A 21,575-nucleotide genomic window follows, 5' to 3' on the forward strand; every position below is an offset into this window, starting at 1 on the left:
TGGCATCGGCGTTGAACACGTCCCGCGGGACGTTTGCGAACGCGCATTGCGCGTTCGCGCGCTGTCCGCGGCCTGCAATACCCAGACAAGTAAAGAGCGCTCCCGCGGCCCGCCGTGGTGTCGTAGCGCTGGACAATCCGGTGTGTCGCTGCGCATGCGCGGCGGCACCAGGCTTCATCCAGGCGAAACGCCCCGGCGTTCCGCGCGTGAGAGCGCGCGAGGAAACGCAACCATGAAGCGCATGCTGATCAACGCGACGCAGGCAGAAGAACTGCGCGTCGCCATCGTTGATGGCCAGACCCTGTACGACATCGACATCGAACAGCCGTCCAGGGAACAGAAGAAGTCCAACATCTACAAGGGCCGCATCACCCGCATCGAGCCCTCGCTCGAAGCCGCATTCGTCGAGTACGGCTCGGCCCGCCACGGCTTCCTGCCGCTGAAGGAAGTCTCCCGCGACTACTTCCAGGCCGGCGTCGACCCGAACAAGGGCTCGATCAAGGAACTCCTGCGCGAAGGCCAGGAAGTCGTCGTACAGGTCGACAAAGAAGAGCGCGGCAACAAGGGCGCCGCCCTGACCACGTTCATCTCGCTGGCCGGCCGCTACATGGTGCTGATGCCCAACTCGCCGACCGCCGGCGGCGTGTCGCGGCGGATCGAGGGCGAGGACCGCGCCGAGCTGAAGAAGGCGATGGATTCGCTGAACATCCCCGACGAGATGGGCGTGATCATCCGCACCGCCGGCGTCGGCCGCGATGCCGAGGAGCTGCAGTGGGATCTCGACTACCTGCTGAGCATCTGGCGCGCGATCGCCGAAGCCGCGCTGAGCAAGCCCTCGCCGTTCCTGATCTACCAGGAATCGCGCCTGATCACCCGGGCGCTGCGCGACTACATGCGCGCCGACATCGCCGAGATCCTCGTCGATACGCCGGAGATGTACGCCGAAGCGCGCGACTTCGTCGAGCAGGTGATGCCGCACAACCTGCGCAAGCTCAAGCACTACACCGACGATGTGCCGCTGTTCAACCGCTACCAGATCGAGTCGCAGATCGAGAGCGCCTACGAGCGCACCGTCCGTCTGCCGTCCGGCGGCGCCCTGGTCATCGACCAGACCGAGGCGCTGACCGCGATCGACGTGAACTCGGCCCGCGCCACCAAGGGCGGCGACATCGAAGAGACCGCGTTCAACACCAACCTGGAAGCGGCCGAGGAGGTGGCCCGCCAGCTGCGCCTGCGTGACCTGGGCGGCCTGGTGGTCATCGACTTCATCGACATGTCGTCGAACAAGCACCAGCGCGACGTCGAAAACCGCCTGCAGAACGCGCTCAAGTACGACCGCGCCCGCGTGCAGCAGAACAAGATTTCCAAGTTCGGCCTGCTGGAGATGAGCCGCCAGCGCCTGCGCGCCAGCCTGGGCGAGTCCAGCCAGATCGTCTGCCCGCGCTGCGAAGGCCACGGCCGCATGCGCAGCATCGAGTCGCTGTCGCTGTCGATCATCCGCGTCGCCGAGGAGCACGCGATGAAGGACAACACCGGACAGGTGCTGGTGCAGGCCCCGGTCGAGATCGCCAACTACCTGCTCAACGAGAAGCGCAGCGCGCTGGCCGAGATCGAGAAGCGCCACGATGCGCCGATCATCATCGTCGCCGACGAACAGTTGCACTCGCCGCACTACGAGGTCTCGCGCATCCGCGAGAACGAGCTGGGCGAAGAAACCAGCCGTCCGAGCTACCAGCGTGGCACGCCGCGCCGCGTGGCGACGATCGCGCTGAACAAGAACAACCTCAACGTGCCGCCGCCGGCCGTGACCGCCGTGCGCCCGACCCAGCCCGCACCGGTCCGCGAACCGAAGCCGGAGGTCCCTGCGCCGGCGCCTGCCCCGGTGCCGCAGTCCGCGCCGGTCGCGGCGCCCGTCGCCACCGGTGGCGTGATGGGCTGGCTGCGCGGCCTGTTCGCCCCGCCCGCACCGGCACCCGCGCCCGCAGCGCCGGCGCGCGACGCACGTCAGCCGCGTGGCGATGGCCAGCGCAACGACGGTCGTGGTGACCGCGGCAACCGCAACAACAACCAGCGTCGCGACCGTCGCGGCAATCGTCAGGGTCAGAACGGCGGCAACGCACCGGGCGCCGATGCCGGCAAGTCCGTATCGCCGCAGCCCGCCCGCGAAGACGCACAGCGCGAGCCGCGTCGCGAGCAGACCCAGGCGCAGCCGCAGACGCCGGCACAGGCACCGGCCGATGCCAGCGCCCGCAAGGAGCGCCAACAGGAACGTCGCCAGCGTCAGAAGCAGCGCCAGCGCGAGCGGGCCGAACGCGAGACCGCCGAAGCGCAGACCGTGACCGCGACCGCCGCCGTGGCCTCGACCCCGGTCGCGGCCGCCGTCGAAGCGCCGCGCGCGGCACCGGCGGATGTCGAGCCGCACGTGCCGGTGGCGATCGCCGAGACGACGGCCGACGCGTCGGGCGTCGCCGCGCCCACGCAGCAGGATCCGGCACCGGTCGCGACCGGCACCGCGGACGACGTCGAAGCACGCGAAGGCGACGACATCGGTGACGCCGCCGGCGATGACGAGAACGGCAACGGTCGCCGTCGTCGTGGCCGTCGCGGTGGCCGCCGTCGTCGTCGCGGGAAGGGCGGCGAAGGCGCAGCCGGCGACGAGAACACGCTGGACGCCGACGACACTGGCGAAGACGATGGCGTCGTTTCGACCGGTCACGGCCAGCCGGAGTTCGATTTCGACGACCTGCCCGCACCGACGCCGGCGCCTGCCGCGCCTGCGCCGCGCGATCCGCGTCCGGCAGTGGTCGCAGCCGCAGCGGCCGCCACTGCGGTGGCCGCGTCGGCAACGCGCGAGGCGGAGCCTGCATCGACGCGCGCAGACGATGCGGCCGCTGTACCGGCCTCGACCGACGAAGTGATCGCGTCCGCCGCGGCACCCGTCGCCAGCGAGTCGCCGTTCGTTGCCACGCAGCCCGCCGAGTCCGCCGCGACGCCGGTGCAGGCCGAGTCGAGCGGGCAGTCCGCCGCGGTCGAGCCGTCGCACGAGGCGTACGCGGCGCGCGAGGCATCGCAGGACGACGTGGTCGCATCCGACACGGCGTTCGCGGACGCCGCCGTCGAGGCGATCGACGCGACGGTCGAAGACGTGCGGACCAGCGATCCGGTCGTCGAGACGCCGATCGTCCGCGAGTCCGTTCCGCAGATCGACCCGACACCCGCGACGCCGGCCGCGCCGGTGAACCACGGCCTGTTCGACACGCCGGTCGCCGAGGCGCCGCAGACGGAGGCGTCGTCGATCGAGCCCGATGCCACCGGCGATGCCGGGATCGCGGACGACACGACCGACGCGCATGTCGCCTCGTCGGACGTTGCATCGACAAACGACGACACCGCGGACGCGCATACGCGCGACCGCGACGTCTGATCGACTGCAGTCGTGTCACGCAGAAAGCCCCGGCAATGCCGGGGCTATCTGTTTGTGACACCGCATCCGCGAAATCCGCCACCGCCAGGTCGCCGGCAGGCGAGCGACACCTGCCTGTGAAAGACGGGCTCGGACGACAGGCGCCGTTCCGCGCCCCGGGCCTCAGAGCACCGCGAACTCCGGCGGTGCGACACCGTACTGGCTTGCGAGCCGCGCGAGCGCGATCGTGTCCTGGATCTGCAGCTTCTCGAACAGTCGCGACTTGTGCGTGTTGACGGTCTTGGCGCTGAGACTCAGGCGGCGCGCGATGTCTTCCTGGCGCAGGCCCTGCAGCAGCAGCATCGCGACTTCCAGTTCGCGCGGCGACAGCGCATCGAACGGCGTGTCGTTGCCGCCGATGCCCGACAACGCGAGGTTCTGCGCGATGTTGCTGGCCAGGTAGCGACGGCCACGTGCGACATCCCGCACCGCGCGCACGAGCTCGGCGGCGTCACCGCCCTTGCCGACGTAACCGGATGCGCCCGCTTCGATCATGCGTCGCGGCATCGGACCGTCCTCGAGGATCGAGACCACGATGACGCGTGTTTCCGGCTGTCCGCGCACGACGCGCTCGGTGACTTCGAGGCCACTGACGCCCGGCAGATGCAGATCGCACAGCACGATGTCGGGTTTGAGCCGCCGGATCTGCGGCAATGCCGCCTCGCCGGTCTCCGCTTCGCCGACGACCTCGATGTCGGACTCGTTGGCGAGGATCATCCGCATCCCCGTGCGGACCAGTGCATGGTCGTCGACCATGAACACGCGAATCGTCATCCTTTTCTCCCGCTTTTCCCCCGTCCCCGGACAGCGAGGCTACGACGCGCGCAAGAACAATCGCAAGTCGGGGAATGCTGACTGGGCGGTCAGCCCGCGGCCTGCACCGGCGTCATCGCGCGTCGGATGTCGTCGACCATCGTGGGCACCGGCTGGTCGTACTGGAAGGCGAGTCGCAGATGGCCGTCGGGTCCGATCAGATAGTTCACCATCGTGTGATCCATCGCATACGACGAACTCGTCGGGACCTCGCGATAGGTCACGCGGAACGACTGCGCGGCCAGGCGCGTCTGCATGTCGTCGCCGCGCAAGGCGACGATATCGCCGCCGAATGCGCCGACGTACTGCGCAAGGATCTCGCCGGTGTCACGCTTCGGATCGACGGTCACGAACACGATCTGCAGGCGCTCGCCGTCCTCGCCCAGCGCGCGCTTGATCTGCGCGGCCTTCAGCAGGCTGGTCGGACAGACTTCCGGGCAATGCGTGTAGCCGAACGACAGCAGCACGTAGCGCCCGCGAAAGTCGCCGAGCGAGCGCGGCTGTCCCGACGTGTCCTCCAGGTCGAGGCTGCGGCCGTAGGACACGCCGCGCAGATCGGTGCCGGTGTACGGGCTGTCCGGCGGCGCGCTGCACGCAGCGAGCAGCGCGAGGGACGCAGCGAGAATGGCAAGGCGGGCGGGCACGGTGGGGCGTCGGAACCAGCGGCGGAAGCAGGCCGACAGTCTAGCGAGACCTCGCTGAAGCGCCGCCGCGACCGAAGGTCGCAGCCGGGCGTCAGAGCCGTTGCAGGCGTTCGATGGCGGCGGCCAGCGTCGCGTCGTTCTTGGCGAAACACAGGCGTGCCAGGCGCTGGCCGGATGGCGGCTGCGCGTAGAACGGCGACAGCGGAATCGCCGCCACGCCCTTCTCGATCGTCAGCCAGCGGCAGAACGCGGCGTCATCGAGATCGCTGACCGCCGAATAGTCGACCAGCTGGAAGTAGCCGCCCGGCACCGGCAGGCAGCGCAGCCGCGTGGTCGCGAGCTGGGCGGCGAAGGCGTCGCGCTTGGCCTGGTAGAACGCGCCGAGCTGTTCGTAGTGTTCGGGTGCCTCGCGCAGCATCTCGGCGAACGCGTGCTGGGCGGGCGCGAAGGTGCAGAACACGTTGTACTGGTGCACCTTGCGGAACTCGGCGCTCAGCGCCGGCGGCGCGATGCAATAGCCGAGCTTCCAGCCGGTGCAGTGGTAGGTCTTGCCGAAGCTCGACACCACGAAGGCGCGCTCGCGCAGTTCCGGATACCGCAATGCGGACTCGTGACGCGCGCCGTCGAACACGATGTGTTCGTAGACCTCGTCCGACAGGAGGAAGATGCCGGTGTCGCGCAGGATGTCGGCGATCGCCTGCATGTCCCCGGCGCCCAGCATCGCGCCGGACGGGTTGTGCGGGCTGTTGACGATCAGCATGCGCGTCTGCGGCGTGATCGCATCGCGCACGCGCTGCCAGTCGGGCGCGAACGTCACCGGATCCAATGGCACGTGCACGGGCACCGCGCCGGCCAGTTCGATCGCCGGTTCGTAGCAGTCGTAGGCCGGGTCGAGCACCACGACTTCCTCACCCGCACGCACGACCGCATGGATCGCATTGAAGATCGCCTCGGTGGCGCCGCTGGTGACGGTGATCTCCGCGTCGGCGTCGGGCCGATGTCCGTAGACGCGTTCGGTCTTCTCCGCGATCGCCTGGCGCAGCGCCGGAATGCCCGTCATCGGCGCATACTGGTTGTGGCCGGCACGCATCGCTTGGGTGAGCGCGTCGACCAGTCGCGGCGGCACGTCGAAATCGGGGAATCCCTGACCCAGATTGACCGCGCCGTGCTCGGCGGCAAGCTGCGACATCACGGTGAAGATCGTGGTGCCGACCTTCGGCAGCTTGGTCCGGATCATCGCCTGCGTTCCGTTGGGATCTGAGGGGCCACGAGTGTACGGACGTGGACCCGGGGGATAAACCGCCGCCATGAACAGCCAGCATCCCATCGACGACACGCGTCTGATCGCGCTGTTGCACGCCTATCTGGATGCGCGCTACCGCTGGCAGCACCGCGACGACTGGCACGACATCGTCATCGGCCTGCCGACGCCCGGGCTGGACCTGCGCTATCCCGAGGTCGCCAGCTTCGGGGCGATCTCGGCCTGGAACCCGATGTCCGAGCTGCGCCCGGCCACCGAGAACCGCCGCGCCGACAAGGCCCTGGAGGGGGAACTGCGCGCGTCGGGCATCGCGCACATGCCGGCCTTCGCCAGCGCTGCCGACCGCAGCTGGCGCGAGCCGAGCTGGATCGTGTTCGGCATGCCCGCGGCGGACTTCGATGCGCTGGCGCGCCGATACGGCCAGCTCGGCACGCTGTGGTGGCCGCGCGAACTGCCGGTGCGGCTGCGCATCGACGCCCGACGTCCGGTCGGTCTCGAAGGCGACGTGCACGTCGACTGGTTGCGCTGAACGCGAGGTCGCGAAGCCGCTAGGATGGCCGCGCGGCCGCCCGGGTCGCGCGCACGGGCCCGACGCCGCCGCATGTCCGAGACCGCACCACCACTGCTCGCCGCTCGCGGGCTGTCCTTCACCCGCGACGAGCGCCCGGTGTTCGGTCCGCTCGACTTCGATGTCGCTGCCGGCGAAGCGCTGCTGGTGCGCGGCGGCAACGGCGCGGGCAAGACCACGCTGCTGCGCGTGCTGGCCGGACTGCTGGAGGCCGACGGCGGCACGGTGTCGGTCGGCGGCGCCCCGGTCGCGCGCGCGATGCGCGCCGGCACGATGGCGTATCTGGGCCACCTGCCCGGCCTGAAGGCCGATCTGGACGCGGCCCGGAACCTCGACTTCCTCGCCCGCCTGCAGGGGGCGCGCGCCTCCCAGAACGCGGAACGCGCGCTCGCGCTGGTCGGGCTGTCGACGCACGCGCACCTGCCGGTGCGGCAGATGTCGGCCGGACAGAAGAAGCGGTTGTCGCTCGCGCGCCTGTGGATGTCGCCGGCGCCGCTGTGGCTGCTCGACGAGCCCTACGCCAATCTCGACCTGCAGGGCATCGAGCTGGTCAACCGCATGGTCCGGGCCCAGCTCGACGACGGCGGCGCGGCGCTGGTGACCACGCACGGCGCCTACGCCGCGCCCCCGGTGCGCACGCGTGAACTGCTGCTGGAGCGCGGCGCATGAGTGCCACACCGACGGTGTGGGGCGCCGCTGCCGCGCTCGTCGCCCGCGACCTGCGCCTGCTGTGGCGACGCCGCGGCGATGCGCTGCAGCCGGCGCTGTTCGCGGTCCTGGTCGTGGTGCTGTTCGCGCTGGCGCTGGGCAACGAGCCAGCGATGCTGCGTGCGGTCGCGCCGGGCGTGCTGTGGGTGGCGGCGGTGCTGTCGGGCCTGCTGGCGCTCGACACGCTGTTCCGCGGGGATGCCGAGGACGGCTCGCTGGAACAATGGATGCTCAGCCCCGTGCCACTGGCCTGGCTGGTACTCGTGCGCACCGCCGTGCACTGGGCGACGACGACCGTGCCGCTGCTGGTCGCGACGCCGTTGCTGGCCGAACTGCTGGGCCTGCCGCGCGGCCAGTTGCCGGTGCTGCTGGCCGGGCTCGCGCTCGGCACGCCCTTGCTGAGCCTGCTGGGCGCGGTGGTCGCCGCGCTGACCATCGGCATGCGCCGTTCCGGTATCCTGCTGGCACTGCTTGCCCTGCCCCTGTACGTTCCGGTGCTGGTGTTCGGTGCCGGCAGCGTCGCGATTGCGGCGCAGGGACACGATCCATCCGGCGGGCTGTTGCTGCTGGCCGCGGGTCTGGTCTTCGCGCTGGTGCTGGCCCCCGTCGCCGCGGCGACGGCCATCCGCATCGCACTCAATTGACCGGCCCGCGACGGGTCTGGAGGGTCCCGTCGCCGACGTGCATCGCCATGCAACGCCGCGCCGCGCATGTCCGCCATGCGTGGCTTCGAGACCGCAAAGCCGCAAGAACGTCCGCACGCCGAATGAATCCTGTCCTGCGCTGGTTCCACCAACTCGGTTCACCCCCTGTCTTCGACCGCTTCGCGCGCCGCTGGGCGCCGTGGGGCTTCGGTCTGGGCCTGCTGACGATGGCGGTCGGCCTGTACGGCGCGTTGTTCGTCGTGCCCGCCGACTACCAGCAGGGCGACAGCTTCCGCATCCTCTACATCCACGTGCCGAGCGCATGGATGAGCCTGGCCGTGTTCGGGGCCATGGCGATCTACGCCGCGATCGCGCTGGTCTGGCGCATCAAGCTGTGCGAGATCCTGGCGATGGCCTGCGCGCCGATCGGCGCTGCGTTCACCGTGATCACACTGGCCACCGGTTCGATCTGGGGCCGCCCGATGTGGGGCACCTGGTGGGACTGGGACCCGCGCCTGACCACCGAGCTGATCCTGCTGTTCCTGTACCTGGGCGTGATCGGCCTCTACGGCGCGATCGAGGACAAGCGCACCGCCGCGCGCGCCGCCGGCCTGCTGGCGATCGTCGGCGTGGTGCTGCTGCCGGTGATCCGCTATTCCGTCGTGTGGTGGGATTCGCTGCACCAGGGCCAGACGATCCGCGTGTTCGGCGAATCGAGCATCGACGGCAGCATGTTGTGGCCGCTGCTGTGGATGGTGGTCGGCACCAAGTTCTGGTTCGTCGGTTCGCTGCTGGCGCGTGCGCGTGCCGACAACCTGCGCCGCGAAGCCGGCAAGGACTGGGTGCGGGCGCTGGTCGCGCCGTCGGGAGCGCGCGCATGAGCTACATCGAATACGTCGTGGCCGCCTATGCGGTGTTCGCCGCCGTGCTGGCCTGGGATTTCGTCGCGCCGCGCATCCGCATCGCGCAACTGCTGCGCGCGGTGCGTCTGGTCGCCTCGCGCCGCGCTGCCGCGGCGACAGTCGTCGACGACACCGCGGAGCTGACCCGATGAATCCCGTCCGTCGCCGCCGCCTGTGGTTCGTCGTCGCGATCGTCGCGGCGAGCGCGCTGTCGATGACCCTGATCGCGTTCGCCCTGCAGCGCAACGTGTCCTATCTCTACACGCCGCACGAAGTGCTGGGCGGCGCGGCCGGTGAGGCCGTCGCATCGGGCGAGGCGCGGTTCCGGCTCGGCGGCATGGTCGCCGGCGGTTCCTTCTCGCGTGCCGCGGGCTCGATGGAAGCGCGCTTCCGCGTGACCGACGGCGATGCCGAACTGCCGGTGCGCTATACCGGCCTGCTGCCGGACCTGTTCCGCGAACACCAGGCCGTCGTCGCGACCGGCCGCATGGAGGGCGACACCTTCGTCGCCGAACAGGTGCTCGCGCGCCACGACGAGACCTACGTGCCCAAGGAAGTCGCCGACAAGATGGGCCTGGCGCACGACCGGCACGGTGTCCAGACGCCGGCCGATACGGGCACCGCGCAGTGACGCCAGCGGTGCGGGGCGTGCACACCGGAGCTGCCGATGCTGCCTGAGCTCGGCCAGATCGCCCTGCTGCTGGCGCTGGTCGCCGCGGTGCTGCAGACGGTGCTGCCGCTGCTCGGCGCGCAGCGCGGCCTCGCGCCGTGGATGGCGACCGCGCGGCCGGCGGCGTATGCGCAGTGGGCATTGACCTGCATCGCCTGGGCGATCCTGACCGCCGCCTTCGTGCATCAGGATTTCTCGGTGCGCTACGTCGCCGAGAACTCCAATTCGCTGCTGCCGATGGTCTACCGCTTCACCGCGGTCTGGGGCGGCCACGAAGGCTCGCTGCTGCTGTGGGTGTTCGTGCTGGCGTGCTGGAACGCGGCCGTTGCGTGGTTCTCGCGGTCGCTGCCGGACGTGGTGCTGGCGCGCGTGCTCAGCGTTATGGGCGCAGTGTGCCTGGGTTTTCTCGCGTTCCTGATCTTCACCAGTAATCCCTTCGAGCGCATCCTGCCGATGCCGCTCGAAGGCCGCGATCTGAATCCGCTGCTGCAGGACCCGGGGATGATCGTGCATCCGCCGATGCTCTACATCGGCTATTCGGGTTTCATGGTGCCGTTCGCGTTCGCGATCGCCGCGCTGCAGGGCGGCAAGGTCGACGCGCACTGGCTGCGCTGGACGCGGCCGTGGACGAACGTGTCGTGGGCGTTCCTGACCATCGGCATCGCGCTCGGCTCCTGGTGGGCGTATTACGAGCTCGGCTGGGGCGGCTGGTGGTTCTGGGATCCGGTCGAAAACGCGAGCTTCATGCCGTGGCTCGCCGGCGCGGCGTTGATCCATTCGCAGGCGGTCACCGAGAAACGCGGCAGCTTCCACGGCTGGACCCTGCTGCTGGCGATCGCGACGTTCTCGCTGTCGCTGCTGGGCGCCTTCCTCGTGCGCTCCGGCGTGCTGACCAGCGTGCACAGCTTCGCTGCCGATCCGACGCGCGGGCTTTTCATCCTCGTGTTCCTCGGCATCGTCGTCGGCGGTTCTCTGCTGCTCTATGCGCTGCGCGCGCCCGACGGCCGCGACGGCAAGCCATTCGCCGCGACCTCGCGCGAAACCCTGCTGCTCGCCAACAACCTGCTGCTGGTCGTGGCCTGCGCGATGGTGCTGCTGGGCACGCTGTATCCGCTGCTGGCCGATGCGCTGGATCTGGGCAAGATCTCGGTCGGCCCGCCCTATTTCGGCCTGCTGTTCCTGCTGCTGATGGCGCCGCTGGTGCTGCTGCTGCCGTTCGGTCCGCTGACGCGCTGGCAGAACGAGGACGTCTCTCGACCGTTGCGCATGCTGCTGCCGTGGGCGGCATTCGCGCTGATCGCAGCGACGCTCGCGTTCTTCACCGCGCCACAGGGCCCGTGGAAGGTCGCGATGGGCGTCGCTGGTGCGGTCTGGGTCGGCGCCGGCACGTTGCGTTTCGTGTGGACGCGCCTGCGTGCGCCGGGTGGTCGCATGGGCGCGGAGATGACCGGCATGGTGCTCGGGCATCTGGGCATATCGGTGTTCCTGGTCGGTGCGCTGCTGGTGGAAGGTCTCAACATCCAGCGTGAGGTCGCGCTGCTGCCGGGCCAGTCGCTCGAGATCGGGCGCGATGCCTTCGTGCTCGACAGCGTGGCGCATCACGTCGGCCCGAACTACGAGTCCGACCGCGGCACGGTGCGCATGCTGCGTGACGACCGGCTGATCACCACGCTGCATCCCGAGAAGCGCACCTACGCCAGCGGCGGCCAGGTGATGACCGAAACCGCGATCCGCCCGGGTGTCGTGCGCGACGTCTACGTCGCGCTCGGTGAGCCGCTGGGCGGCGACGCCTGGGCGGTGCGCGTGCACATCAAGCCCTTCGTGCGCTGGGTCTGGGCCGGCGCGTTCCTGATGGCGCTGGGCGGTTTCGTGACCGCGGCGGATCGACGCTTCCGTCGTCCGCGCCGCGAGAAGACCGCATGACCGCGCCACGCTCGCGTGCCCGCTGGTTGCCGCTGGCCGCGTTCGGCATCGTGCTGATGCTGCTCGCGGCCGGCGTGTGGCTGAGCCGCGATCCCGATCGCGATGCCCTGCCCTCGCCGCTGATCGGCAAGCCGGCGCCGGCCTTCGATCTGCCCGTGCTCGGCGACCCCGCGCGCCGAGTCACGCAGGCCGATCTGCGCGGCGCGCCCTATCTGCTCAATGTCTGGGGCAGCTGGTGTCCAGGCTGCCGCGAAGAGCATGCGGTGGTCGCCGCATTCGCGAAAACGCAGCGCGTGCGCGTGATCGGGTTCAACTGGAAGGACGAACCCGAGGACGCGACGCGCTGGCTCGCGCAGTTCGGCGATCCTTACGCGCTGATCCTCGCCGACTACGACGGCCGCGCCGCGATCGAATGGGGCATCTACGGTGCGCCGGAAACATTCCTCGTCGATGCCGCCGGCACCGTGGTCTGGAAGCACGTCGGACCGATGACCGACGCCACGATCCGCGCGCAGCTGCTGCCGCAGGTCGAACGTCTGGAGGCGCGATGATCCGCGCCGTCTTCCTCGCCCTGCTGGTGTGCCTCGCGTGGCCGCAGACCGCGCGTGCGCAGGTCTCGGTCGATGCCGCGCCGCTGCGCTTCGTCGACGATGCCGAGGAGCGCCGTTTCCACAAGCTCGTCGCCGAACTGCGGTGCGTGATGTGCCAGAACCAGTCGCTGGCCGATTCGAACGCACAGATCGCTCACGACCTGCGTCGCGAGGTGCTGGATCTGATGCGCGCCGGCCGTGACGATGCGGCGATCAAGGCGCATCTGGTCGCGCGCTACGGCGAGTTCGTGCTGTATCGCCCGCAGGTGGGTCCGTCGACCTGGCTGCTGTGGTTCGGCCCGCTGTTGCTGATCGTGGCCGGCGGCGTGGTGATCGCGCGCATCGTGATGGCACGACGCGCGTCGACGCCGCTGCCGCCCGACGACACGGAGACCTGGTGATGGCGTTGTTCGCCCTGATCGCCGTGCTGATGACGCTGGCCACCGTGGTCGTGCTGACGATCGGGCTGCGTCGTGGCGCGTCGCGCGTCGCACTGGCGGTCATGCTGCTGGTGCCGGTCCTCGTGGCCGGCATGTACGCACTGGTCGGCACGCCGCGCGCGCTCGATCCGGTCGAACGCGCCACGCCCGATTCGCTCGACGAGGCCATCGCCCGTCTCGAAGGCGATCTCGAACGCGACCCGCGCCAGCCCGAGGGCTGGTTGCTGCTCGGCCGCGCCTACGCGGAACTGCAGCGCTACACCGATGCGCGCGATGCGCTCGCACGTGCGGCGAAGCTGATGCCCGAGGACGATGCGATCCAGGTCGAGGCCGCCCAGGCCAGCGCACGCGCCGCGCCGGACCGGCGCTTCGATGCCGCCGCGGTGCAGGCGCTGCGCGACGTGCTCGCGCGCAATCCCGAACACCAGCATGCGCGCTGGTATCTGGGTATCGCCCAGCGCCAGGCCGGCGACGATGCCGGCGCGGTGGAGACCTGGACCCCTCTGCTGCCCCTGCTCGACGGCGCCGCGGCCACGGCGCTCCGCGAGCAGATCGGCATCGCGCGCGAGGCGGCCGGCCTGCCTGCGCTGGACACGGCATCCGTTGCCGATGCAGGCGCGCCTGCGCTGCAGGTGCGCGTCCGCCTCGATGGCGCCGCCACGGTGCCGGACGATGCCACCGTCTTCGTCATCGCGCGCCAGCCCGGCGGTCCGCCGATGCCGGTCGCGGTGCAGCGACATCCGGTGTCGGCCCTGCCGCTGGACATCGTGCTCGACGACGGCGACAGCCCGATGCCGACGCAGCCCCTGTCGGCGCTACCGGAAGTCGAGCTGATCGCTCGTATCTCGCGCACCGGCGATGCCTCGCGCGCCGACGGTGATCTGGAATCGAAGCCGGTACGCGTGACGCTGCCGGCGCTCGTACCGGTCGAACTCGTGGTGTCTGCACCTGCGCAGCGCTGACCGGCGCCCGGCGTCGACTCGCTACACTGGCGCGATGACCGAATTCATCCCGCCCGGCAGCCGCTTCATCGACCTGCCCTCGCCGTTTGCGATGAAGCGCGGCGGCGTCCTGCACGGCGCACGCATGGCCTACGAGACCTGGGGCGCGCTCGACGCCGACGGCGGCAACGCGATCCTAATCGTCACCGGCCTGTCGCCCGATGCGCACGCCGCAAGCAATGCCGACGACGCCACGCCCGGCTGGTGGGAGCCAATGCTCGGCCCCGGCAAGCCCATCGATACCGACCGCTGGTTCGTGGTCTGCGTGAATTCGCTGGGCAGTTGCAAGGGTTCGACCGGGCCCGCATCGATCGATCCCGGGACCGGCGAGGCCTATCGCCTTGCCTTCCCGGAACTCTCGATCGAAGACGGCGCCGATGCCGCCGCGCACGTCGTCGCCGCGCTGGGCATCGAGCGCCTGGCCTGCGTGATCGGCAATTCGATGGGCGGCATGACCGCACTGGCCTTGATCGCGCGCCATCCGGGCCTTGCACGCACGCACATCAACATCTGCGGCGCCGCGCGGGCGCTGCCGTTCTCGATCGCGATCCGCTCGCTGCAGCGCGAGGCGATCCGTCTCGACCCGATGTGGCACAACGGCGCCTATACCGACGACGCATACCCCGAAAGCGGCATGCGCATGGCGCGCAAGCTCGGCGTGATCACCTACCGCTCGGCGCTGGAATGGGACGGGCGTTTCGGCCGCGTGCGGCTGGACTCCGACCGCCGCGACGACGAGGACCCGTTCGGCCTCGAATTCGAGGTGGAAAGCTATCTCGAAGGCCATGCGCGCCGGTTCGTGCGCCGGTTCGACCCCAACTGCTATCTCTACCTCAGCCGCTCGATGGACTGGTTCGATATCGGCGAGAGCTGCGGCGGCGGCACCGAGGCCGGTCTGGCGAAGCTGCAGCTCGAGCGCGCACTCGCGATCGGCGTACAGACCGACATCCTGTTCCCGCTGCAGCAGCAACAGCAGATCGCAGACGGCCTGCGCGCCGGCGGCATCGACGCGGCGTTCCTGCCGCTGGAATCGCCGCAGGGTCACGATGCGTTTCTCGTCGACATCGCGCGTTTCGGCCCGGCGGTGGCGGACTTTCTTGCTGCACTGCCACCTGCGCCGACCGGCCGCGCCGGCTAGACTCGTCGCATGTGTCCCGAGTCCAAGACCACCGCGTTGCCCGATGTGCCCTTCAAGGGTCGCGACCGGATGCTGGCGGCCATCGATGCGGCGATTGCCGCCGGTGACGACCATGCGGTGACATCCGCGCTGCGTGGCGCGATGTGCGCGCTGATCCGCGATCCCGAAGTCGAACTGCCGGCCTGCGTGCATACGCCGGTCGAGGGGCATTACGCGCGGCGCGAGCTGTATCGCAGCGCAGAACACGGCTACAGCATCGTCGCGATGACCTGGGGTCCGGGTCAGGGCACGCCGATCCACGATCACGACGGCTTGTGGTGCGTCGAAGGCATCTGGCGCGGCACGCTGGAGATCGCGCAGTACGAACTGCTCGAATCGGATGACACGCGCTTCCGCTTCCGCGCGGCCTCGGGCATGCAGGCCGGTGTCGGCAGCGCCGGCAGCCTCATTCCGCCGCACGAGTACCACACGATCCGCAACGCGAGCGCCGACACCATCGCCGTCTCGCTGCACGTCTACCAGGCACCCATCGTGCATTGCGCGCGCTTCCGCCTCGAGCGCGATGGCTGGTATCTGCGCCAGGAAGACGCGCTCGCGGTCGACACCGTCGATTGAGACGCGTCACATAGGGTGAACACGAGGGCGCATCCGGCGCCCGCAGCCGCTACAGTGGGTGCCGCTTTCCGCCGTCCCCCCGCGAGGCCGATGACCCGACCGCTGCTCGCCACCGCGCTGGTGGCCCTGCTCGCCGCATGCGGCCAGCCCGCTTCCGTGCCCGATGCCGACGGTCATGCTGTCGACGCACTGGTCGACGCCCAGTTCGACGCCTTCTTCGCCAACGATCCCGAGGCGATGACCGTGCTCGGCATCGACAATCCGGACGCGCGCAGTTCCGCCGGTCGCCTGACCGACGCCTCGCTGCTGCGCCGCGCCGAACTGCGCGACACGCTGGCGGCCAATCTCGCCGCGCTCGACGACATCGACGATGCGGCGTTCGCGCCGCAGCAGCAGCGCACGCTGGAGATGGCGCGCTGGTTCTACCGCAGCCAGGCCGATCTGCTCGCCTTCGACTGGGCGCCGGCGTGGATGCCGCTGTCGACCAATCTGTACGCCGTCGACCAGCTGGCGGGCATCGCGAACACGCTGCCGGGCTTTTTCGAATCGGCGCAGCCGCTGGCCGATGCCGCCGATGCCCGCAACTACGTCGCGCGCCTGCACGCGGTGGCGACCAAGCTCGACCAGGTGCGCGACAACCTCGATCTGCAGGCGCAGAAGGGCGTCGTGCCGCCCCGGGTCGCGCTCGAAGGCGCGGCGCTGCAGTTGCGCGATCACGTCCGCGCGGGCGCCGATGCCAGTCCCTTCCTGCAGTCGTTCGCGCGCAGGCTCGACGGCACGCGGGGCGTGGATGCGGCGTTGCGCGAGGAACTGCTGCGCGAGGCCCGCGACGCGGTCGAAACCGCCACGTTGCCGGCCTACGCACGGCTGCTGGCGCGTGTCGAAGCCGCCATCGCGACCCAGGATGCGGATCAGGGTGTATGGGCGCTGCCCGACGGCGAGGCCTACTACGCGGCCGCACTGCGCTGGAACACCGGTGTCGGCATCGACGCCACGCAGCTGCATGCGCTTGGCCATTCGGAGGTCTCGCGCATCCGCGCGGAGATGGCCGCCATCGTGCGCGACCGGCTGCCGCTGTCCGAGGTCGGTGGCGACGCGACCGTGGCCACTGGCGACGCCGTACCGCAGGCACCGGTAGCGGACGCCGCCGCCGACGAGGCGCTGCGCGCCGCGGTGCAGGCGCGCCTGGACACGATCGGCGAGCGGCTGCCCGGCTATTTCGCCAGGCTGCCCTCGCAGGCCCTGGAAGTACGCCTGGCCCCTGCGGATGCCGGCGGCACAGCCGCCGTCTACTACGTGCCGCCCGGTGGCGACGTGCGGCCCGGTGCGCTGGTGATCGACGCGGCGCAGGTCCGCGCCCTGCCCGAAGGTGGTCTGCCGACGCTGGTCTATCACAACGGTCTGCCCGGCCATCACGTGCAGGTGGGCCTGGCCCAGGCGCACGTCTCGCTGCCGCGGCTGCGTCGCAGTCTGGCGCCGACGGCGTTCACCGAGGGCTGGGCGATGTACGCCGAGCGACTGGCGGTGGAGATGGGCGTCTACGACGACGATCCACAGGGCGACCTCGGTCGCCTGCGTGCGGAACTGGTCCACGCCGCACGGCTGGTGGTCGACACCGGTCTGCACGCCGAGCGCTGGACGCTCGCGCAGGCGCAGGATTACCTGCGCGAGGTCGCCGGCATGAGCGAGGCCGAAGCGCGCACCGAGGCGCAACGGCAGCTGGTGCGTCCGGGCCGTGCCTGCGCGCACACCGTCGGCCTGCACACCCTGCTGTCGCTGCGCGGGCATGCGCGCCAGTCGCTGGGCCGAAAGTTCGACGTACGTGCCTTCCACGGCGTGCTGCTGGAGAACGGCGCGCTGCCGCTGGATGTGGTGTCGGGCGCGGTCGATGCGTGGATCAATGCATCGAAGACCACCGACGAGAGCGGCGCCGGCTGACGCCGCCGCGCGCGGTTACTCGTCGAGCAGCCGCGCCACCTCGACCCGCAGCGTGCGTCCACCCTCGATCAGCCAGGCCCGTCCCTCGACGACGATGCCGTCACCGACGTGCGCCTTCTCGACCAGTCCCGGCGGTACCGCGCCGCCGGATGCCGCGTCGAAACGCACCTGCTCGGGCATCCGCGCGACCGGCTGCGGCACGCCCGGCCGCAAGGCCGGCGGCTGGCCTTCGATGTCGGACACCATGTAGCCGTTCGGGCACGGTGCCCGCACGCAGCGGATGTTGCTCAGGTGGACGCGGAACACGCCTTGCGCCAGCGCGACCTGGCCATTGGGTTGCGCGGGAATGTTCGGATTGCTGCCCGGACGCACAGGCAGTTCGCGCTCGGCCACCGGCTCGGCGTCCACCGGGCGCTGGCCCGGCTGGCTGGCGCAGGCGCCCACGGCGATCGGCAGCAGCAGCGCGCACAGGATCCGCAGGCGCCGCGCACGCGCCGCACTGGCCCGATGGCGCGCGAGCAGACGCGCTGCCAGCGACCGCGCAGTGAAGTCTTCGGTCATGTCCCCTCTCCCGGTCTCCCGGCGGTGCGCCGACCAGCGCATGATGCCCGCCCGCATGTTCGAAGAACGCAAAGACGCCGGCGCTCAGGCCGGCGCGTGCTTCCGCTATACTCCCGCTCCGCGCCGGAGTGGCGGAATGGTAGACGCAGCGGACTCAAAATCCGCCGCCCTTAAAAGCGTGCGGGTTCGAGTCCCGCCTCCGGTACCAGTCGACGGCCCGCGCATGCGGGCCGTTTGCGTCTGCGGACACGACAGCTCGATTAGCATGCCGGCATGTGTCTGATCGCCATCGCCTGGAAAACCCGGCCCGAGCTGCCGCTGGCGTTGATCGCCAATCGCGACGAATTCCATGCACGCCCCACCGCGCCCGCGGGCTTCGATCCCGACGCGTCCGACGTGTACGGCGGCCGCGATCTCGTGCAGGGCGGAAGTTGGCTGCAGGCCTCGACCCGGCGTCGGCTCGCGGCGGTCACTAACGTGCGCGACGGCGCCGCGCCGGAAGCGGCCGCCCGCTCGCGCGGCTGGCTGGTCCGGGATTTCGTGCGCGGCGACCTGTCCGCCGAGCGTTTCGCGCGCGGACTGCGGGACACCGCGCACACCTACGGCCGTTTCAACCTGCTGGTCTGGGATGGCGACGCCCTGTGGTTCGCGGGCAATCATCCCGCGTTCGCCGCCGCGCCCGTCGCGCCGGGCGTGCACGCGATGTCCAACGGCGCCTTCGACGCGCCCTGGCCCAAGAGCACCGGGGCGACACGCACGCTGCAGAGCTGGCTCGACGCGACGGCGACGCATTCGACCGCTGCCATCACCGACGCCGCGACCCTCGCGCCGTTGTTCGCCGGCCTGCGCGACACGCGTGTCGCGCCCGATGACACATTGCCCGACACCGGCGTCGGTCTCGCGCTCGAACGGCGTCTGTCACCGGCCTTCATCGAAGATCCGCGCTACGGCACCCGCTGCAGCAGCGTGGTGCTCGCGGGTATGAAAGACGTGTGGTTCAACGAGCGTCGCTTCGATGCGGAAGGCCGGCCGACCGGTACCTCGCGGCAGCAGCTGATCGCGGCTCAAGGCTGAAACCTGCGAACGCTCTTCGCTCGCAGCCTCACTCTGCTCAAGCGCGAGCCCGATGGCCGCGACGCATCGACGTCGCGGCTCGACTGGTACGCGTATCGGAGACGACAGATCGAAAAGACACGCGCGCAGGTCCGGGCGTGCAGGATTGCATCAGCGTGGCGGGCGGAGCATCGACCCGGCGCAATGCGGGCCGCGCAGCACTGGCCCGTCCGGCGAAGCGATGTCAGTTCGACGAGGCCTCGCAGCGCACCGGCGCATCGTTTTCCAGCGCCTGCTCCCAGCCGTTGGGGCTGCGCGTGGCGACGGTTTTGTTGATGCAACTCTCGCTCTCGCCGGCCTGGCGCGCGGTGATCGGACCCGACAGGCGCCGCACACCCGGGTCGGCCCCCGGCATCGCGGCCAAGGGTGCGCCGGCGCTGTCGGGCTCGGCGACGCTGGCCGCGTCGAGCTGCGGCGCGGCGACGGGTGGCGCGACCGGTTCGGGCACCACGGCGGCCGGCGCCGGAACCGGCAGCGGTTCGACCGGTACGGCGACTTCGGTGGAGACGGCCGGCGAAGTGACCTGTTCGACCACGGGGATGGTCGTGTCCTCGAAGCGGTCGCGCAGCGCGTGGCCGATCGCATCGGACACCAGATTGCCCACCATGACTGCAAGCGCGATTGGCAGGAAGAACGCCCACGGGGACACGGAATCGCGGTCGTAGCGCATCGAAGGCTCCTCGGCACTGCACGGGCGCACCGGCGACATCGCGTCGCCGGACATGCGAAAGGCCCAGTCTGCCGGATTTCTCCGGCCGGCCGGGCCTTCCAGTGTCGAAGCGATTCCGGCGGCATTGCGCCATCCGGTTGTTCTTCGACGTGTGCAACCTAACGCGGCAGCCGTTATCGACCCGTCAAACCGGCCGACCGTTCGTCGGCACGTGCCCACGGCCACCAGCCACGTCCGCTCAGAGCGTAACGATCGGCGGCGCGCTCGAAACGGTTGCGCACACTGATGCCGCCGCACAGCAGATACAGCGGCAGGAACAGCGGCCCCAGCACCATGTATTGATAGACATGCGCGCGCTCGTGGTCGCCTAGGCGGATCGGCGCGTCCTCGCATAGCCCGGCGCGATGCGCGTAGGTCGTGCAGGCCACATCCAACGACTCACCGGTGTGCAGGATCACGTTGCCGAAAGTGATTGCCCCGCCCGGTCCCCAGGGCCAGCGGTCGAACACCAGCGCCAGGTCGCGCGCGCGCCACCCGCACTGCGCGCCCCACGCCATGCCGGCGAGTCCGCCGACCAGCCCGATCAGGGTATTGGGAAGCGTCCACGCCGCGCCGAGCGCCAGTGCGCACGCACGCGCGGCGCGATTCATCCCTCGCCTTCGGGCATCAGCAGCCACAGCAGCAGGTAGACGAAGATGCCGGGGAACGCCGCCGAGACCACCGACACGACGACGAACAGGGCGCGCACCACGGTCGGATTCCAGTCGAAGCGTCGCGCGATGCCACCGACGACGCCGGCGAGCACGCGGTCTTCGCGGGTCCTGCTGAGCGTCGGCGTCGTCATGTCAGGTCCGCTGCGCCAGCCAGTCGTGGATCGCCGAGGGCACCTGCGTCTGCGCACGCCCGGACACGTAGATGCCGATGTGGCCGCCGCGGAACGACAGTTCCGAATAGTCCTGCGTGCCGACCAGATCGCGCAGTGCGCGCGAAGCATCCGGCGGCACCAGATGGTCCTGCTCGGCGAAGATGTTGAGGACCGGCATCTCGACCAGGCCCAGATGCACCTCGCAATCGCCAATGGTGATGCCGCCGTTGACGAAGCCGTTGCCCTGGTAGAACTGCTTGATGTACTGGCGGAAGGCTTCGCCGGCCTGGTCGGGTGAATCGAAGATCCACTTCTCCATGCGCAGGAAATCCTCCAGCGCCCTGGTGTCGTCGAGGATGTCGACGACGCCCACATACTTCTGCGCCAGCAACCGCCACGGTTTCAGCGTGAGGTAGCAGGCGTTCATCATGTCGGCCGGCACGTTGCCGAGCGTGTCGACGAACAGGTCCACGTCGAGATCGCGCGTCCAGTGCGCGAGCATGTTGTCGGCGGTGTGGAAATCCACCGGCGTGACCATCGTGATCAGGTTCCGCACCCGCTCGGGGTGCAGCGCCGCATAGCTCAGCGCGAAGGTGCCGCCCTGGCAGATGCCGAGCAGGTTGATCGCATCGAGCCCGGCGCTGCGCCGCAGGTGATCGACAGCGCCCCCGAGGAAACGCTCGATGTAGTCCTCGAGCATCAGGAACCGGTCGGAGCGGTCCGGGTAGCCCCAGTCGAGGATGTAGACGTCTTCGCCGCGCTCGAGCAGCCCTTTGACGATCGACCGGTCGTGCTGCAGGTCGACCATGTAGGGCCGGTTGACCAGCGCATAGGCGATCAGCAACGGCACGCGCGCGGTCGGGGCCTTGTCGCCGATGAAGCGGTACAGCACGACCTTGCCGTCGCGCCAGACTTCCTGCTTGGTCGTCGCGCCGTAATCGAAGTCGCCGACGTCGCGTAGCGTGCGCGGCGCGGCACCGAGTTTCTGCTGGAGCCGCGCGGCTTCTTCGGCCAGACGCTCGGGCGTGATGTGCAGCGGTCCGTTCAT

23 protein-coding genes and 1 tRNA gene are annotated in these 21,575 nt (G+C 70.0%); 16 read left to right on the forward strand and 8 right to left on the reverse strand.

Annotated elements, in window-relative coordinates; genetic code table 11:
- The first annotated feature begins 232 nt into the window (after positions 1 to 232).
- Positions 233 to 3,424 carry an Rne/Rng family ribonuclease gene (locus E2F49_RS05600; protein WP_133392931.1) on the forward strand — a complete coding sequence of 1,064 codons (3,192 nt, stop codon included), beginning with the start codon at positions 233 to 235 and terminating at the stop codon, positions 3,422 to 3,424.
- 162 nt (positions 3,425 to 3,586) lie between these two features.
- On the opposite strand, the gene E2F49_RS05605 is transcribed toward E2F49_RS05600, so the two are convergent.
- From E2F49_RS05605 to E2F49_RS05615, 3 genes are all read right to left on the reverse strand, one after another.
- Positions 3,587 to 4,237 (reverse strand): response regulator, encoded by a 651-nt coding sequence (locus tag E2F49_RS05605; RefSeq protein WP_133392932.1) that lies wholly within the window; start codon positions 4,235 to 4,237, stop codon positions 3,587 to 3,589.
- Between the two features lie 89 nt (positions 4,238 to 4,326).
- Positions 4,327 to 4,920 carry an SCO family protein gene (locus tag E2F49_RS05610; protein WP_165971119.1) on the reverse strand — a complete coding sequence of 198 codons (594 nt, stop codon included), beginning with the start codon at positions 4,918 to 4,920 and terminating at the stop codon, positions 4,327 to 4,329.
- Positions 4,921 to 5,011: 91 nt separating this feature from the next.
- Entirely contained in the window at positions 5,012 to 6,157 is a 1,146-nt protein-coding gene (locus E2F49_RS05615; RefSeq protein WP_133392934.1) for a pyridoxal phosphate-dependent aminotransferase, read from the reverse strand.
- A 70-nt stretch (positions 6,158 to 6,227) separates the two neighbouring features.
- Between E2F49_RS05615 and E2F49_RS05620 the strand changes: the two genes are divergently transcribed.
- From E2F49_RS05620 to E2F49_RS05680, 13 genes are all read left to right on the forward strand, one after another.
- Positions 6,228 to 6,710, forward strand: coding sequence for a DUF3293 domain-containing protein (locus E2F49_RS05620; protein ID WP_133392935.1), 483 nt, complete (start codon positions 6,228 to 6,230; stop codon positions 6,708 to 6,710).
- 72 nt (positions 6,711 to 6,782) lie between these two features.
- Positions 6,783 to 7,418 carry a heme ABC exporter ATP-binding protein CcmA gene (ccmA, locus tag E2F49_RS05625; protein WP_133392936.1) on the forward strand — a complete coding sequence of 212 codons (636 nt, stop codon included), beginning with the start codon at positions 6,783 to 6,785 and terminating at the stop codon, positions 7,416 to 7,418.
- Positions 7,415 to 8,101 (forward strand): heme exporter protein CcmB, encoded by a 687-nt coding sequence (ccmB, locus tag E2F49_RS05630; RefSeq protein WP_133392937.1) that lies wholly within the window; start codon positions 7,415 to 7,417, stop codon positions 8,099 to 8,101. The genes ccmA and ccmB overlap by 4 nt, the downstream gene beginning before the upstream one ends.
- Before the next feature lie 122 nt (positions 8,102 to 8,223).
- Positions 8,224 to 8,982, forward strand: coding sequence for a heme ABC transporter permease (locus tag E2F49_RS05635; RefSeq protein ID WP_133392938.1), 759 nt, complete (start codon positions 8,224 to 8,226; stop codon positions 8,980 to 8,982).
- Positions 8,979 to 9,155 (forward strand): heme exporter protein CcmD, encoded by a 177-nt coding sequence (gene ccmD, locus E2F49_RS05640; RefSeq protein ID WP_055248787.1) that lies wholly within the window; start codon positions 8,979 to 8,981, stop codon positions 9,153 to 9,155. The genes E2F49_RS05635 and ccmD overlap by 4 nt, the downstream gene beginning before the upstream one ends.
- A complete protein-coding gene (gene ccmE / locus E2F49_RS05645) occupies positions 9,152 to 9,634 on the forward strand; it encodes a cytochrome c maturation protein CcmE (protein WP_133392939.1) in 483 nt (160 codons plus the stop codon). The genes ccmD and ccmE overlap by 4 nt, the downstream gene beginning before the upstream one ends.
- 36 nt (positions 9,635 to 9,670) lie before the next feature.
- Complete coding sequence (locus tag E2F49_RS05650) at positions 9,671 to 11,596, forward strand: heme lyase CcmF/NrfE family subunit (protein ID WP_133392940.1); 1,926 nt, start codon at positions 9,671 to 9,673, stop codon at positions 11,594 to 11,596.
- Positions 11,593 to 12,147 (forward strand): DsbE family thiol:disulfide interchange protein, encoded by a 555-nt coding sequence (locus E2F49_RS05655; protein WP_133392941.1) that lies wholly within the window; start codon positions 11,593 to 11,595, stop codon positions 12,145 to 12,147. Before E2F49_RS05650 ends, E2F49_RS05655 begins: the two co-directional genes overlap by 4 nt.
- A complete protein-coding gene (locus E2F49_RS05660; protein ID WP_133392942.1) occupies positions 12,144 to 12,587 on the forward strand; it encodes a cytochrome c-type biogenesis protein in 444 nt (147 codons plus the stop codon). Before E2F49_RS05655 ends, E2F49_RS05660 begins: the two co-directional genes overlap by 4 nt.
- Positions 12,587 to 13,588 carry a tetratricopeptide repeat protein gene (locus tag E2F49_RS05665; RefSeq protein ID WP_133392943.1) on the forward strand — a complete coding sequence of 334 codons (1,002 nt, stop codon included), beginning with the start codon at positions 12,587 to 12,589 and terminating at the stop codon, positions 13,586 to 13,588. Before E2F49_RS05660 ends, E2F49_RS05665 begins: the two co-directional genes overlap by 1 nt.
- Before the next feature lie 34 nt (positions 13,589 to 13,622).
- On the forward strand, positions 13,623 to 14,765 hold the full coding sequence (metX, locus tag E2F49_RS05670) for a homoserine O-acetyltransferase MetX (RefSeq protein WP_133392944.1): 1,143 nt from the start codon (positions 13,623 to 13,625) through the stop codon (positions 14,763 to 14,765).
- A gap of 9 nt (positions 14,766 to 14,774) precedes the next feature.
- A complete protein-coding gene (locus E2F49_RS05675; protein WP_208004807.1) occupies positions 14,775 to 15,380 on the forward strand; it encodes a cysteine dioxygenase family protein in 606 nt (201 codons plus the stop codon).
- 90 nt (positions 15,381 to 15,470) lie between these two features.
- Positions 15,471 to 17,318: a DUF885 domain-containing protein gene (locus E2F49_RS05680; protein WP_133392945.1), complete on the forward strand. Its 1,848-nt coding sequence runs from the start codon at positions 15,471 to 15,473 to the stop codon at positions 17,316 to 17,318.
- A gap of 15 nt (positions 17,319 to 17,333) precedes the next feature.
- Here the strand turns inward: E2F49_RS05680 and E2F49_RS05685 are convergent, their stop codons facing one another.
- Positions 17,334 to 17,879, reverse strand: coding sequence for a hypothetical protein (locus E2F49_RS05685; protein ID WP_133392946.1), 546 nt, complete (start codon positions 17,877 to 17,879; stop codon positions 17,334 to 17,336).
- A gap of 122 nt (positions 17,880 to 18,001) precedes the next feature.
- Here E2F49_RS05685 and E2F49_RS05690 point away from each other — a divergent pair.
- Together E2F49_RS05690 and E2F49_RS05695 are read left to right on the forward strand one after the other, a co-directional pair.
- Positions 18,002 to 18,087 (forward strand) — tRNA-Leu (locus E2F49_RS05690).
- Between the two features lie 65 nt (positions 18,088 to 18,152).
- The gene (locus E2F49_RS05695) at positions 18,153 to 18,953 is read left to right on the forward strand and encodes an NRDE family protein (protein WP_133392947.1); all 801 of its coding nucleotides are present in this window, start codon (positions 18,153 to 18,155) and stop codon (positions 18,951 to 18,953) included.
- A 223-nt stretch (positions 18,954 to 19,176) separates the two neighbouring features.
- On the opposite strand, the gene E2F49_RS05700 is transcribed toward E2F49_RS05695, so the two are convergent.
- From E2F49_RS05700 to phaC, 4 genes are all read right to left on the reverse strand, one after another.
- On the reverse strand, positions 19,177 to 19,662 hold the full coding sequence (locus tag E2F49_RS05700) for a hypothetical protein (RefSeq protein WP_133392948.1): 486 nt from the start codon (positions 19,660 to 19,662) through the stop codon (positions 19,177 to 19,179).
- 173 nt (positions 19,663 to 19,835) lie between these two features.
- Positions 19,836 to 20,312 (reverse strand): hypothetical protein, encoded by a 477-nt coding sequence (locus E2F49_RS05705; RefSeq protein ID WP_133392949.1) that lies wholly within the window; start codon positions 20,310 to 20,312, stop codon positions 19,836 to 19,838.
- The gene (locus E2F49_RS05710) at positions 20,309 to 20,506 is read right to left on the reverse strand and encodes a PspC domain-containing protein (RefSeq protein WP_055248808.1); all 198 of its coding nucleotides are present in this window, start codon (positions 20,504 to 20,506) and stop codon (positions 20,309 to 20,311) included. Before E2F49_RS05710 ends, E2F49_RS05705 begins: the two co-directional genes overlap by 4 nt.
- 1 nt (position 20,507) lies before the next feature.
- On the reverse strand, positions 20,508 to 21,575 hold the full coding sequence (phaC, locus tag E2F49_RS05715) for a class III poly(R)-hydroxyalkanoic acid synthase subunit PhaC (protein ID WP_133392950.1): 1,068 nt from the start codon (positions 21,573 to 21,575) through the stop codon (positions 20,508 to 20,510).

Source organism: Luteimonas terrae, assembly GCF_004358165.1.
In the GTDB taxonomy this organism is placed as follows: Bacteria; Pseudomonadota; Gammaproteobacteria; order Xanthomonadales; family Xanthomonadaceae; genus Luteimonas; species Luteimonas terrae.

Coding starts and splice junctions, on each gene's coding strand:
- E2F49_RS05600 (WP_133392931.1), top strand. CDS start 233: ATGAAGCGCATGCTGATCAACGCGACGCAGGCAGAAGAACTGCGCGTC.
- E2F49_RS05605 (WP_133392932.1), bottom strand. CDS start 4,237: ATGACGATTCGCGTGTTCATGGTCGACGACCATGCACTGGTCCGCACG.
- E2F49_RS05615 (WP_133392934.1), bottom strand. CDS start 6,157: ATGATCCGGACCAAGCTGCCGAAGGTCGGCACCACGATCTTCACCGTG.
- E2F49_RS05620 (WP_133392935.1), top strand. CDS start 6,228: ATGAACAGCCAGCATCCCATCGACGACACGCGTCTGATCGCGCTGTTG.
- ccmA (WP_133392936.1), top strand. CDS start 6,783: ATGTCCGAGACCGCACCACCACTGCTCGCCGCTCGCGGGCTGTCCTTC.
- ccmB (WP_133392937.1), top strand. CDS start 7,415: ATGAGTGCCACACCGACGGTGTGGGGCGCCGCTGCCGCGCTCGTCGCC.
- E2F49_RS05635 (WP_133392938.1), top strand. CDS start 8,224: ATGAATCCTGTCCTGCGCTGGTTCCACCAACTCGGTTCACCCCCTGTC.
- ccmD (WP_055248787.1), top strand. CDS start 8,979: ATGAGCTACATCGAATACGTCGTGGCCGCCTATGCGGTGTTCGCCGCC.
- ccmE (WP_133392939.1), top strand. CDS start 9,152: ATGAATCCCGTCCGTCGCCGCCGCCTGTGGTTCGTCGTCGCGATCGTC.
- E2F49_RS05650 (WP_133392940.1), top strand. CDS start 9,671: ATGCTGCCTGAGCTCGGCCAGATCGCCCTGCTGCTGGCGCTGGTCGCC.
- E2F49_RS05655 (WP_133392941.1), top strand. CDS start 11,593: ATGACCGCGCCACGCTCGCGTGCCCGCTGGTTGCCGCTGGCCGCGTTC.
- E2F49_RS05660 (WP_133392942.1), top strand. CDS start 12,144: ATGATCCGCGCCGTCTTCCTCGCCCTGCTGGTGTGCCTCGCGTGGCCG.
- E2F49_RS05665 (WP_133392943.1), top strand. CDS start 12,587: ATGGCGTTGTTCGCCCTGATCGCCGTGCTGATGACGCTGGCCACCGTG.
- metX (WP_133392944.1), top strand. CDS start 13,623: ATGACCGAATTCATCCCGCCCGGCAGCCGCTTCATCGACCTGCCCTCG.
- E2F49_RS05675 (WP_208004807.1), top strand. CDS start 14,775: ATGTGTCCCGAGTCCAAGACCACCGCGTTGCCCGATGTGCCCTTCAAG.
- E2F49_RS05680 (WP_133392945.1), top strand. CDS start 15,471: ATGACCCGACCGCTGCTCGCCACCGCGCTGGTGGCCCTGCTCGCCGCA.
- E2F49_RS05685 (WP_133392946.1), bottom strand. CDS start 17,879: ATGACCGAAGACTTCACTGCGCGGTCGCTGGCAGCGCGTCTGCTCGCG.
- E2F49_RS05695 (WP_133392947.1), top strand. CDS start 18,153: ATGTGTCTGATCGCCATCGCCTGGAAAACCCGGCCCGAGCTGCCGCTG.
- E2F49_RS05700 (WP_133392948.1), bottom strand. CDS start 19,662: ATGCGCTACGACCGCGATTCCGTGTCCCCGTGGGCGTTCTTCCTGCCA.
- E2F49_RS05705 (WP_133392949.1), bottom strand. CDS start 20,312: ATGAATCGCGCCGCGCGTGCGTGCGCACTGGCGCTCGGCGCGGCGTGG.
- E2F49_RS05710 (WP_055248808.1), bottom strand. CDS start 20,506: ATGACGACGCCGACGCTCAGCAGGACCCGCGAAGACCGCGTGCTCGCC.
- phaC (WP_133392950.1), bottom strand. CDS start 21,575: ATGAACGGACCGCTGCACATCACGCCCGAGCGTCTGGCCGAAGAAGCC.